The sequence below is a fragment of the Exiguobacterium sp. USCH10 genome (assembly GCF_037619445.1).
Lineage (GTDB): Bacteria > Bacillota > Bacilli > Exiguobacteriales > Exiguobacteriaceae > Exiguobacterium > Exiguobacterium aestuarii_A.
The window spans coordinates 32673-45102 of the sequence record NZ_JAQPZO010000008.1; the positions used below are offsets into that span (position 1 = coordinate 32673).

Sequence of the window (12430 nt, forward strand, 5' to 3'; positions counted from 1 at the left end):
TTATTTTGATGGTTTCGGTACGATGACGCCTTCTTCTAAATCAAGCAACAAGTCGATCAGTTCCGCGCAGAACTCCGGAAACTGCTCCAAAAAGGCACCGGGACCGACTTCATCCGTAAAGTCGATATATAGGTCGGCCACGTTTCCAGACATTTTCGCAGGTAAGGCGAGGAACGCCGAACCGAAGCGCCAGCTGCCTCGGATGTCGAGTAACTTTCCGAGGACGAGGTCGCCGGTCTCGCGTTCTTCGGGTAACTGAACAGCGTACGTCTCTTTTGACTCCCAGTCTTTCAACTGACCGTCTTCCGTCACTTCAAAGATGCTGCAGCGCGGGACGGCTAGTCCACGGAGTGCGTGATAAAGAGCAGGTGACATATCGCCCTTGTGGTCAGCCAAATAGCGACCATGAGGCGTCATGCCGTCTTCGTCCGTTTCAAAGAAGACGGCCCAATCAATGAAGAGGTCACGGAAGAGCTCGGCATCTTTCAAATGCCATGTCCCTTCCGACGCGATCTCTTGAATATAGTTTGTCCATTGTGTGCTTCGCGCAAGAGCGGCTTGCTCATATAACTTTTTCAGTTCGGCAAGCAATTCGGATTCTTCGACGAGCAAAGGGAAGGGAATTACTTTCCGGTCTTTTTTCATCGGCGCGGTCCTCGCTTGTTCGCAGGACGTTTGACGACAGGAGGCTTCTCCTCAATCCGTTTCTCGATTACATCGCCACGATAAATCTCGAGTTCTTTCAATTCGACACCGAGTTGACGCGCGAATGATTTCAAGTGTGGTAAATCGTCCGTCGTCACGAGAGAAAGGACGGTCCCGCCTGCGTTACCACGAGCCGTACGGCCTGAACGGTGGATAAAGTCATCGATGGATTCTGGTAAATCGAAATGGACGACGTGCGTCACATCTTCGATATCGAGACCACGCGCTGCGAGACCCGTCGTGATGAGGAGCGGGTATTCGCCTTTACGGAATTCACGAAGCGTCTCGACGCGTTCGCGCTTTCCTTTCAAGCTGTCGAGCATGCGGTAGTCCACTTTCAACTTTTCAAGCTCCCCACGAAGTGGTGGCAAGAACGAGCGGTTATTAATGAACGCAAGTGCCTTTACGCCATCGACGTGCGAAAGACGGCGTAACAGTTCGGGTTTGTAGCGACGCGTCGTCAACAAGTAACCATACGTCACTTGATCGCTGACAGCACGTTCGATTTTGATATGTGCCGGCTCGTTCATGAACGGTGCCGACCATTCTTTGAGTGAATCGGTGAGTGTTGCCGAGACGAGTGCAAGTTGACGCTCATGTGCGGTATGCTTGATGATGCGCTCAGCCGCCTCTGTCAAACCGCTGTCGATGATTTGGTCGGCTTCATCGAGAATGACCGTATGCGTCTCATGGAGCTTCAGCTTTTTCTTGTCAATCAATTCGACGAGACGTCCCGGTGTCCCGACGATTAAATGCGGCTTTTTCTTGATTCGATCGATTTGACGTTTCAATTCGACACCGCCAATGAACGAGCCGATGCGAACATCGCCTTTTTCGGTGAAACGTTGTGCGACCTGTTGGATCTGCATGACAAGTTCACGAGTTGGAGCGACAATGACAACTTGGATTCGGTCGTTCGATGGATCGATTTTTTCAATCGCTGGTAGCAGGTAAGCGAGCGTTTTACCCGTTCCGGTCGGTGCCTCGATTGTCACGTCTTTTCCATCTAATAGTAGGGGGAACGCCTCTTTTTGGACCGGCATCGGCTCGTTAAAGCCCATCCGTTCCCACGTCTCGTTAATAAAAGGTTTTGTAAAATTCATAATAGGTCTCCTTATCTTTAGGCAAAAACAAAGGAAGCGAAAGCGCTCCCTCGTCAAATATAGCGAACATGCTCCTGACCATCTTCCATTGAAGAACGTAACGTCTGTGTATACGTTTGACCGTCTTCGATGAGTTGGATGTGGGCATCCGCGCCTTCTGCTGTCAATTCCACTTTCTCAATCGTGAATCCTTGATAAACGCGATACTGTAACTCGGACGTCATTTTCTCGAACGGTTTCAGTTCCGGATGTGTCGTGATGACATGGATTGGACGCGACAAAAGTCCGGCGAGTAATTGGTCGCGATAATCGATAAAATCTTCGTTCTCGATGTCATCGTCAAAGCGAATCCAAAACCCTCCATCTTCAAATTCTGTGATAAATCCATCACGCTTTTCACCGGCTTCTTCGACCTTCAATGAGATGCGATCGCCGACTTGAAAGGCGTGGCTTGGTGTTAATGGTTCGTACGTCATGAGTAGAACCCCTTCCTCTTATACAATGTTCTGCCTTCATTGTGTCTGATACGACACAAAAATTCAAGTTCTAACCGAGTGATGTGAGATTTATCACCCCAAAAACTGTATAGTTCGTCACAGAACAATCAAATTAGTACAGATCATAGTTCGACCCTAATTAAATGGGATTTAGCTGTTTCAAACTATATAATTAATCGAATATAACAGTTTGTAAAACGCTTTCAAAAACGGCTATTTCATCACGTTCATAAGATTGTTACAAGTTTCACAAGAATGTAAAACATATTGTTCACGTTTTCACGTACACTCACAGTATAGATAACACGCAGTTACTTTCGAGAATGAGGAGTGAATCAACATGGCAACCGAAATCAAATCCGCATGGTCAGGTTTTATCCCTGGTCAGTGGACGAATGAAGTCAATGTCAGTGAGTTTATCCGTTTGAATCGTCATGAATACACAGGGAACGATACGTTCTTAGCAGGTCCGACAGAAGCGACAAACGTTCTTTGGAATCGTGTGATGGAACTGACAAAAGAAGAGCGTGAACGCGGAGGCGTTTGGGACGTCGATCAACACACACCATCGACAATCGTGTCGCATGGACCAGGTTACTTAAACAAAGAATTAGAGAAAGTCGTTGGCGTTCAGACGGATGAGCCGTTCAAACGTTCGATTCACCCGAATGGCGGGATTCGCATGGTGGATGCCGCACTCGAATCATATGGTTTCGAACCAGATGAAGAAATCACAAAAATTTATTCAGAGATTCGTAAAACACATAACCAAGGTGTGTTCGATGCCTATACGCCTGAAATGCGAGCTGCTCGTAAATCAGGGATTATCACAGGTCTTCCGGATGCGTACGGTCGTGGACGCATTATTGGTGACTATCGCCGCGTCGCTCTCTACGGAATTGATTTCTTGATGGCAGAGCGCAAAAAAGACTTGGCGAAACGAGGTGGATTCTTATCTGAATCGGACATCCGTGACCGGGAGGAACTATCGGAACAACTTCGTGCCCTCCAAGAACTCAAACAACTCGGAGCCGCTTATGGATTTGATCTCGGTCGCCCTGCAGAAAACACGCAAGAAGCGTATCAATGGGTGTACTTGGCATACCTTGCTGCAATCAAAGAACAAAACGGTGCCGCGATGTCACTCGGTCGCGTCTCGACATTCCTCGATGTGTACGCTGAACGTGACCTTGAAGCTGGTCGTTTAACAGAGTCAGACGTTCAGGAAATCGTCGATCACTTCATCATGAAGCTTCGAATCGTTAAGTTCTTACGGACACCTGACTACAACGAATTATTCTCAGGTGATCCGACTTGGGTAACGGAGTCAATCGGTGGGATGAGTGAAGACGGTCGCTCGAACGTCACGAAGAGCTCGTTCCGATTCTTGCATTCACTCACGAACCTTGGTCCTGCTCCAGAGCCGAACTTGACGGTCCTTTGGTCGACGAAGCTTCCAGAAGGATTCAAACAATACTGTGCGAAAATGTCGATTGAAACGTCAGCGATTCAATATGAGAACGATGACTTGATGATGCCGCAATTCGGTGACGACTATGGCATCGCATGTTGTGTGTCACCGATGAAGATCGGAAAACAGATGCAATTCTTCGGTGCGCGTGCCAACATGGCGAAAGCCCTTCTTTATAGCATGAATGGCGGACGTGACGAGAAGAGCGGTGCTCAAATCGCTCCTGCCTGGGAGATGAATGCAGAAGATGTGCTCACGTACGAAAAAGTATATGCCGACTTTGACCGTACACTCGACTGGTTGGCAGAACTATACGTGAATACGCTCAACGTCATTCACTTCATGCATGATAAATATGCGTACGAACGCATCGAAATGGCGCTTCACGATCCAGAAATCTTACGGACGATGGCTTGTGGGATTGCGGGTCTCTCTGTAACGGCAGATAGTCTTTCAGCAATCAAATATGCAAGCGTCAAACCCGTTCGTAACGAAGAAGGAATCATCGTCGACTTCAAAACGGAAGGCGACTTCCCGAAATTCGGTAACAATGACGACCGTGTCGACGCGATTGCCGTGGAACTCGTCGAATCGTTCATGGAAAAAGTACGGAAACATAAAACATACCGTGACGCGCTTCATACGCAATCGGTCCTCACCATCACATCGAACGTCGTCTACGGTAAGAAAACAGGGAATACGCCAGACGGTCGCCGTGCTGGTGAACCATTCGCTCCAGGTGCCAACCCGATGCATGGACGGGATACGAAAGGTGCGGCTGCATCGCTCTCATCTGTTGCGAAACTTCCATTTGAACACGCACAAGACGGGATCTCGTATACGTTCTCAATCGTACCGAAAGCACTCGGAAAAGAAGAAATCGCACGTGAACTCAACTTGGCGGCACTTCTCGATGGGTATATGAGTGGAGAGCACAAAGGACATCACTTGAACGTCAACGTCTTCAACCGCGAGACGCTTCTCGACGCAATGGAACATCCGGAAGAGTATCCACAACTCACGATCCGCGTATCTGGATATGCGGTCAACTTCATCAAGTTGACACGTGAGCAACAGATTGATGTCATCAACCGTACGTTCCACGGTTCGTTGTAAGTAAAGGCTTAGCGGCCTTCCACGGAGGGCCGCTCATTCGTTAGGAGGTCATTTCGATGACAATGGGATATGTACATTCGGTCGAATCATTCGGAACAGTTGACGGCCCAGGGATTCGCTTCATCGTCTTTTTACAAGGTTGTGCGTTACGTTGTCTCTATTGCCATAACGCGGACACATGGGATTTCAAAAAAAATAACCACCGCTCGGCTGAAGACGTCATTCAAGAGGCGCTCAGTTACCGACCGTTCATGGAGGCATCGAACGGCGGCATCACCATCTCAGGTGGTGACCCACTCGCGCAACCTGAATTTTTAGAGGCATTACTGCGTGAAGCGAAAAAGCATGGGCTCCATACGACACTCGATACGTCCGGTGCTCTCCGTCCTCCTAACTTGGATGCGATTTTAGATCACACCGATCTCGTCTTACTCGATATCAAGCATATCGACGACGACATGTGTAAAAAATTGACGGGACGTAGCAATGCCAACACGCTCGCGCTTGCCGAACACCTTTCCGAGCGCGGAACGAAAATGTGGATTCGCCACGTCCTCGTACCTGGATGGACGCTTGAAGAAGGGGCGCTTCGTCGTACCGCCGCGTTCATTCAAAAGCTAGACCATGTCGAGAAAGTCGAGATTCTGCCTTATCATGAGATGGGCGTCTACAAATGGGAGGCGCTCGGACTCGATTATCCGCTCAAAGGAACAAAACTTCCGACGTCTGATGAAGTCGAATGGGCGGAAGGAATCTTACAGGGAACTGTATAAAACAAGCGCAGACCGATGTGGTCTGCGCTTGTTTTTATAGATTCAGAGATTAGATAAAGGTTTGGACAATCAAAAATAGATTTAATGCGATGACAATCGCTGTGATGCCCCATCCAATCCATGTCGTAAAGCGATGATTCACGAGCCCACCCATTAACTCTTTATTGCTCGTAAAGAGAAGCAGAGGAATGAGGGCGAATGAAATACCGAAAGAAAGAATAACTTGACTCCAAACGAGAGCGTTTGACAAGTTGACACCGGACAGGATGAGTAAGAGTGGCGGGGCCATCGTAATTACACGACGTACATAAATCGGAATATGCTTTTGAATATACCCTTGCATGACGACATCTCCGGCCAATGTCCCGACGGATGCACTTGATAATCCGGCAACCATTAAGCCGATGCCAAATAGAATGGCAATTGGTGAACCTAAAAAAGAGTCAAACTGCTGGTGAGCGATTTCTAAATCGTTTACGATCATCCCATTCTTATAAAAGACGGCGGCTGCGATAATCAACATACTGGCATTGATTGCGCCAGCGAGGACCATTGCGATTGTCACATCAATTCGTTCAAATTTCATGATACGCTTTCGTGCTACCACATCTTTTCCCTTGATTCGTCGTTGTGTCAAAGCGGAGTGCAAATAAATAGCGTGCGGCATGACCGTTGCACCTAAGATCCCGGCAGCTAGTAAAATACTTTCTGTCCCGTCAAAACGAGGAATGAGGAGACCTGATAAAAGGGGCATCACTTCGGGTTGGGCACTAAACGTTTGAATGGCAAACGCGAGAGCAACGACGAGTAGCATCCCGGTCACAAGCGTTTCAAGTGGGCGATAGCCACGTCTTTGTACTTCTAAAATGGCAAAAGAACCGGCCGCGGCAAGAAGTGCTGCTTGAATGAGCGTCACATCAAACACGAGGTAGATCCCGAGTGCTGCACCAACAAATTCTGCCAAATCAGTAGCCATAATCATCAATTCGGCTTGAATCCATAAAAAGATAGCGGTCTTCTTAGAGAAACGGTCACGACAAATTTCAGGTAAATTTTTTCCTGTCGCAATTCCGATTTTAGCAGACAGCGTTTGAATTAATCCGGCCATCAAGTTTGCGATTAAAATGACCCATAAGAGTAAATAACCAAATTGAGAACCTGCTGCAATATTAGTTGCATAGTTTCCGGGATCAATGTATGCGACCGAAGCGACAAAAGCTGGACCTAGAAAAGGGAGAAGTGTTTTAAGTTTTTGAGTCATCGAGCGATGTGTCCGAATTGATTCGACTTTATTCAACATGACAGATCCTTCTTTCTTGCCTAATGGTTAATTTGTTTACCTAGGTAAACATTTTAAGTATATGGCAAGTTTACGCCTGCCTAGAGAAACTGTCAAATTACAATAAAAAGGACTGCGAGCAGCTTCGCTCACAGTCCAACGAACTATATTCGTCGTTTTTTCTTTTCTAAGACACGGGCATGTTCTGCCTGTTTCTTCTCCATATAGAGAAGTTCCCGCTCAAGTTTGACGTAACTCGCATAGCGTTTCGCATCTAACGTACCGTTCGTGAGCGCCTCTTGGACGGCACATCCTGGTTCTTTCTGATGAGAACAGTCGCGGAAACGGCATGTCTCGGCAAGCGCTTCGATATCGCGGAACGTCTCATCGAGGTGCTCGCTTCCTTCCCATAGGCCAAACTCGCGCATACCCGGTGTGTCGATGACATATAAGTCATCGATTCGGAACAATTCGCGGTGTGTCGTCGTATGCTTTCCGCGTTCGTCCTGCGTCCGGACGGTTTGTGTAACGGCAAGTGTCTCGTGGGCAAGGGCGTTCGTCAGTGTAGATTTTCCGACTCCGGACGAACCGACGAAAGCGATTGTGCTCTCACTCGGTAACGCCTGACGAAGTTCAGCCACCCCTTCTCCCGTCACAGCACTGACAGGAAATACTTGAATTCCAGGTGCGTTTAGCTCAATGTCTTCGAGCAGTGTGTCGACGGATTCGACTTGGTCGGTCTTTGTCAGGACGATGATGGGGATGGCCCCGGTGTCCCACGCAGCTAGCGTATAGCGCTCAAGGCGGCGGATGTTGAAGTCGTGTCCGCATGCCATCGTGATCAAGACGTAGTCGACGTTCGCGCAGATCAGTTGTTCACGTGTCTCGTTGCCGGCGGCCGCTCGTGATAGAACGGTCCGACGCTCAAGGAGATGGTGAATCGTACCTTGACCATGCTCGCGAACTTGAATCGTGACATAATCGCCAATGACCGGGTAGTCCCGTTCGCTCGTCGCCTCATGTCGAAATTTTCCGGAAACCCCGCACATATAGCCGTTCTCTCCGACTGATACCGTATAAAGATGTTGGAACTGTGCCGTGACACGTCCCGTTTCAATTTGTTGAAACAAAATAGAATCCTCCTTTTAATGTTGGAGGACGACAGCCCTCCGATTCGCTGACATTTGGTGACGTGCATGCATCATGTTGCTCATAAAACATCATCCTTTCATTGTTCGATAGCATCAGTGTACCACAGTTATTGGAAACGGTAACATCTCAGTCTAAAGACCGAGGCGAAACAAGCCTTCCGCTCGTCGACCTATACAAAATAACGTATTATGATAAGAGTGTACTTAACAAGGAGGGATAACAGATGAATCACCAAGTGAAAAAGGTGTTGTTCATCGTAGCCGCGATTGCTCTAGTGCTTGTGTTGATCGGTGCTTTACCGAATATGATTTTATTCGGATTAGGAGCGCTCTTGACGCTTTGGGCTGGAGTCCGTTTTCAGGCTGTGACACACATCGGTGCTAAAGTTGGTTTCGGAATCCTTGCCGTCATCGGGATTGGGACGATGCTCTCAAACATTTGGGCACTCGTCGGAATCATTGTCGCGTGGTTGTTGTTTAAAGGGTATATGATGTATACAGGTGAGAAGCGCGACCCGGAAGTCGAAATTTTAAATGCCGACGGAACGCGTGCTAGCCGTAGCAGCTTCCAACAGTTCGATCAAGTGTGGCAAAAATTTGTTAATCGTCGTTAAGATTTCATAAGGAGGATTCACCATGAAGACACCGTTTGATCAGTTTCGTGAACTAGCGAATGAATTGACGAAAGAGATTTCAAAAGAAGTGAAGAAGTATCAAGATAAAGAGATGCCACGTTCGAGTGGAGAAGCGGAATTGAACCGTCATATCCGTGGAGCGGAGAAGGAAGCGCTATCGGTTGAGCGTCTCGTCGAACGTCAACGCACACTACTTGCAGAGCTTGCTGAAAAGCGTGATGATGCCAAAAAGATGGCAGATAAACGATATGAACAGACAGAACTGGCGAAGCAGGCTGGTGAAGAGAAGTTGGCAGAACGTGCAGCTCTTGAGTCAAAACACTACGGAGAACAGTATCGTTACTTCGAAGGGTTGATTGATGAAGGAGAGCGTGAATTGGATGCGCTAGAGCGTCGTGCACTCGAGATGAAACTCAAGCTCGATGAAATGCAAAACAAACGATATGAATTTGCGATGCGTGAAAATTTAGATCTTCTAAAAGGGGCACTTGACCAAATCTTCGGTCAAAACACGTCGCAGTCTCATCCGTTTACCGAGGAAGAGAAGAAAGAACAACCTGTTGAAGAGAAGAAAGATACGCAAGAAGATGAAGACGATTTTGAAGCAAAACTAAAAGAACTGGAACGTCGCTTTAAACAAGAGTGAGGTGACGGTTCGGCGGTGACCTGAATCAGGTCATCGCTTTCTTTGCTTCATACATATGAACAGAAAGGGGGAATGGACATGGAACGTTGGAACACACGTCAAATCATTGGATTCATGATTATTTTATTTTCAGTTGGACTCTTTATCGACATCGTGACGGGTGGGAATAGCGTCTTATTCAGCATGATCCTCCCATTGCTTCTTCTTTATATTGGAAGACGCTTCAGTCGTCGAGGTAAACAGTCGGCCAGCTATATCTTTTACGCCATCGGGGGCATTCTCTTGATTGGCTTGATCTTCTCGTCGGCCGCGTTTGGGTTTGTGCTCTCGGGTCTGTTATTGCTATTCGGGTATCGACTCTATAAGAATCGACCGGTCGAATCAAAAATTCGGACACCGCTTCGTCAGGAACAAGCCTTCTCGTTCGGTATGAAAGAATCGGGGCACTATGTGTTACGCGATACGAATGAGTTCTTTTTGCTACGTGATGTTGAGATGGATCTATCACAAGCCATCATTCCTGAAGGGGAGACGTTCTTGCTCCTAAATGGACTTGCGGGAGACATCCGCATCCTCATTCCAGCGGGTTATGATTATTCAATCGATGCGTCGATTGGATTTGGAAAAGTCCAAGTCGATGATTCGAACTATTCACCGGTTTTTAATCGTCGCTTCTATACAGCGTCTGATGATTATGTCCAGGCTACGCGGAAAGTTCGGATTCATATCGTGCTCATGAGCGGAAGTGTCGAGGTGATGACGGTATGAAAAAAGATTCTTATCCACGGACGGTCGTCTGGCATCAATTGTTCAGTAGCCTCTTGACGGCTTTCTTGATTACAGTGGCGTTTCTCATAGGTGACTCGACTTCACTGAGCGACTTGTTTTCGCGTGAAGAAGGGTTGCCTTTCGGTGTGTCCATTTTGGTGATTGCCGTTTTGATTGGCAGTATCTTTGGAGTCGCATCATACTTTTACTTACGTCGAGATTTCCGAGAAGTCGCGAACGCCCTTTGGAAACTAGAGAATCAAAAAGAAATCACGTTCCGACCGTTGTCGCCTTACCGAGACACGCTCGAACGAATCGTTCGCGTCTCAAAACAACGTCAAGAGATGATTGAAATGGCGAAGCGAGTCGGTGAGCGTCCAGTCAGTGTGGAAGAGGCGCGTAGTGAAGCGGTCGTCGAAGAAAGACGTCGCGTCGCACGAGAACTTCATGATTCGGTGAGTCAACAGCTCTATGCCATCTCGATGATGACGACAGCGGTCAAACAGACGATGCAGACGAAACCGGAATTAGCGAGTAAACAAATGGAGCAAGTGGAGCTCATGGCTCAAACGGCACAGGCAGAGATGCGGTCGTTACTCCTACAACTACGACCGGTGGAATTAGAGGGTATGACGTTAAAAACCGGAATCGAACGCCTATTAGAAGAACTGTCGCGTAAACAGTCGACTGAACTCGTCTGGCGTCTAGAAGAAGTGAAGCTATCACGGCACACCGAAAATGAACTGTTCCGCATCGTTCAAGAGGCAATCAGTAACACGTTGCGGCATGCGAAGGCGACTCGCCTAGAAATTGAGATGCGAACCGTGCAACAGACGGTCATTTTAAAGATCAACGATGACGGAATCGGATTTAACGTGGACGATACACAAGTCGCCTCATATGGATTACAATCGATAAGAGAGCGCACGGCGGAAGTCGGTGGGACGTTACGATTGGTCAGTGTGCCGAATGTCGGAACACAAATCGAAGTACGTGTGAAACAACAAGTGGAGGGGTAATGATGATTCGAGTTGTATTAATTGATGATCATGAAATGGTCCGAGCGGGCGTGTCTGCCTTTTTATCGACACAACCGGACATTGAAGTCGTCGGTGAGGCATCGGACGGCGCGACGGGAGCGGAGCTTGCGATTGCGGAAAAACCGGACGTCGTCCTCATGGACTTAGTCATGGAACCGGTGGACGGGGTTGAATCGACGAAACGAATCAAAGCGAGCTGGAAAGAGGCTAAGATTCTAGTCGTGACGAGTTTCTTGGATGACGAGAAAGTATACCCGGTCATTGAAGCCGGCGCGATGAGCTATGTCCTCAAGACGGCAAACGCCAATGAAATTGCCGACGCGATTCGTCAGACGGCTGCCGGCAATCCCGTTATGGCTGCCCAAGTGACAGGAAAGATGCTTGAACGTCTACGTCACCCGGAGATGACCCTCCATGAGAGCTTGACTGCACGTGAACGAGAAATTTTGCAACTCATGGCAGAAGGGAAATCGAATCAAGTCATTGCGGACGAATTGTTCATTTCACTGAAAACGGTAAAGACGCACGTCTCGAACATCTTGACGAAACTTGACGTCTATGACCGAACACAAGCGGTCGTGTATGCGTTTCAACATAATCTGGTGAGTAAAGGATGAATCGGCTCCCGGTAATTGAAACGGAACGTCTTCGACTGCGCCCCCTTCAAATGGAGGATATTCCCCACGTATTCGCCATTTTTTCAAATGAACGCGTGCTCCAGCATTATGGGATGGAGCCGCATCAAACACTTGAAGAGACGGAGCAGATGCTTACCCACATGCTCGCTCAAATTGAAACGGGAGCCATCATCCGTTTTGCGATTGAGCATCGTGAATCAAACGCGTTAATTGGGACAATTGGGTTTCACAATCGGGCGCCATCACACCGACGCGCCGAAATCGGTTATGAACTCAGACCAGAATATTGGCGTTCGGGTTATGCGACCGAAGCCCTCCATGCGGTCCTACAGTTTGCTGAGACATGTGAGATTGAACGTGTCGGTGCCATTGTCTATATCGACAATCTCGCGTCGCAACGCATGCTTGAGAAGAATGGGTTCGTACAAGAAGGTCGACTACATAATTACATGCGTCAGCGGGGACAAGCCCATGACGTCTATGTCTATAGCTATATGACACATCAGTCAATCTAAGCACATTGCCTAACGGGCGGTGTGCTTTTTCGTTTGTGATGTGACTCAAATGGGAACCGAATAAAGGTGAATCATTCAAAGGAGGACGATAGG

13 protein-coding genes are annotated in these 12430 nt (G+C 48.0%); 8 read left to right on the forward strand and 5 right to left on the reverse strand.

Translation table 11 applies throughout. From position 1 onward, the window contains the following. Genes PQI28_RS11795 through PQI28_RS11805 form a run of 3 tightly spaced genes read right to left on the reverse strand, consistent with a single transcriptional unit; the run spans position 1 to position 2284 of the window. Complete coding sequence (locus PQI28_RS11795; protein WP_339963411.1) at positions 1-645, reverse strand: hypothetical protein; 645 nt, start codon at positions 643-645, stop codon at positions 1-3. Next, entirely contained in the window at positions 642-1808 is a 1167-nt protein-coding gene (locus tag PQI28_RS11800; protein WP_224863278.1) for a DEAD/DEAH box helicase, read from the reverse strand. Before PQI28_RS11800 ends, PQI28_RS11795 begins: the two co-directional genes overlap by 4 nt. Before the next feature lie 53 nt (positions 1809-1861). Beyond that, positions 1862-2284 (reverse strand): hypothetical protein, encoded by a 423-nt coding sequence (locus tag PQI28_RS11805; protein WP_214785699.1) that lies wholly within the window; start codon positions 2282-2284, stop codon positions 1862-1864. A 361-nt stretch (positions 2285-2645) separates the two neighbouring features. Between PQI28_RS11805 and pflB the strand changes: the two genes are divergently transcribed. Both pflB and pflA read left to right on the forward strand, forming a co-directional pair. Then, positions 2646-4892, forward strand: coding sequence for a formate C-acetyltransferase (gene pflB, locus PQI28_RS11810; protein ID WP_339963412.1), 2247 nt, complete (start codon positions 2646-2648; stop codon positions 4890-4892). A gap of 56 nt (positions 4893-4948) precedes the next feature. Continuing rightward, entirely contained in the window at positions 4949-5665 is a 717-nt protein-coding gene (gene pflA / locus PQI28_RS11815) for a pyruvate formate-lyase-activating protein (RefSeq protein WP_339963413.1), read from the forward strand. A gap of 49 nt (positions 5666-5714) precedes the next feature. Here the strand turns inward: pflA and PQI28_RS11820 are convergent, their stop codons facing one another. Then, positions 5715-6965 (reverse strand): Nramp family divalent metal transporter, encoded by a 1251-nt coding sequence (locus tag PQI28_RS11820; protein ID WP_445236758.1) that lies wholly within the window; start codon positions 6963-6965, stop codon positions 5715-5717. 143 nt (positions 6966-7108) lie between these two features. Beyond that, on the reverse strand, positions 7109-8074 hold the full coding sequence (rsgA, locus tag PQI28_RS11825; protein WP_339963414.1) for a ribosome small subunit-dependent GTPase A: 966 nt from the start codon (positions 8072-8074) through the stop codon (positions 7109-7111). A gap of 245 nt (positions 8075-8319) precedes the next feature. On the opposite strand from rsgA, the gene PQI28_RS11830 reads away from it, so the two are divergent. The 6 genes from PQI28_RS11830 (at position 8320) to PQI28_RS11855 (ending at position 12337) form a co-directional block, all read left to right on the forward strand. After that, positions 8320-8709, forward strand: a complete 390-nt coding sequence (locus tag PQI28_RS11830) for a lmo0954 family membrane protein (RefSeq protein ID WP_339963415.1) — start codon at positions 8320-8322, stop codon at positions 8707-8709. A 22-nt stretch (positions 8710-8731) separates the two neighbouring features. Further along, entirely contained in the window at positions 8732-9376 is a 645-nt protein-coding gene (locus PQI28_RS11835; RefSeq protein ID WP_339963416.1) for a PspA/IM30 family protein, read from the forward strand. Positions 9377-9454: 78 nt separating this feature from the next. After that, entirely contained in the window at positions 9455-10144 is a 690-nt protein-coding gene (gene liaF / locus PQI28_RS11840; RefSeq protein WP_015880836.1) for a cell wall-active antibiotics response protein LiaF, read from the forward strand. After that, positions 10141-11163 (forward strand): sensor histidine kinase, encoded by a 1023-nt coding sequence (locus tag PQI28_RS11845; protein ID WP_074033063.1) that lies wholly within the window; start codon positions 10141-10143, stop codon positions 11161-11163. The genes liaF and PQI28_RS11845 overlap by 4 nt, the downstream gene beginning before the upstream one ends. A gap of 2 nt (positions 11164-11165) precedes the next feature. After that, entirely contained in the window at positions 11166-11801 is a 636-nt protein-coding gene (locus PQI28_RS11850; protein ID WP_015880838.1) for a response regulator, read from the forward strand. Then, a complete protein-coding gene (locus tag PQI28_RS11855) occupies positions 11798-12337 on the forward strand; it encodes a GNAT family N-acetyltransferase (RefSeq protein WP_339963418.1) in 540 nt (179 codons plus the stop codon). The genes PQI28_RS11850 and PQI28_RS11855 overlap by 4 nt, the downstream gene beginning before the upstream one ends. Positions 12338-12430: the final 93 nt, after the last annotated feature.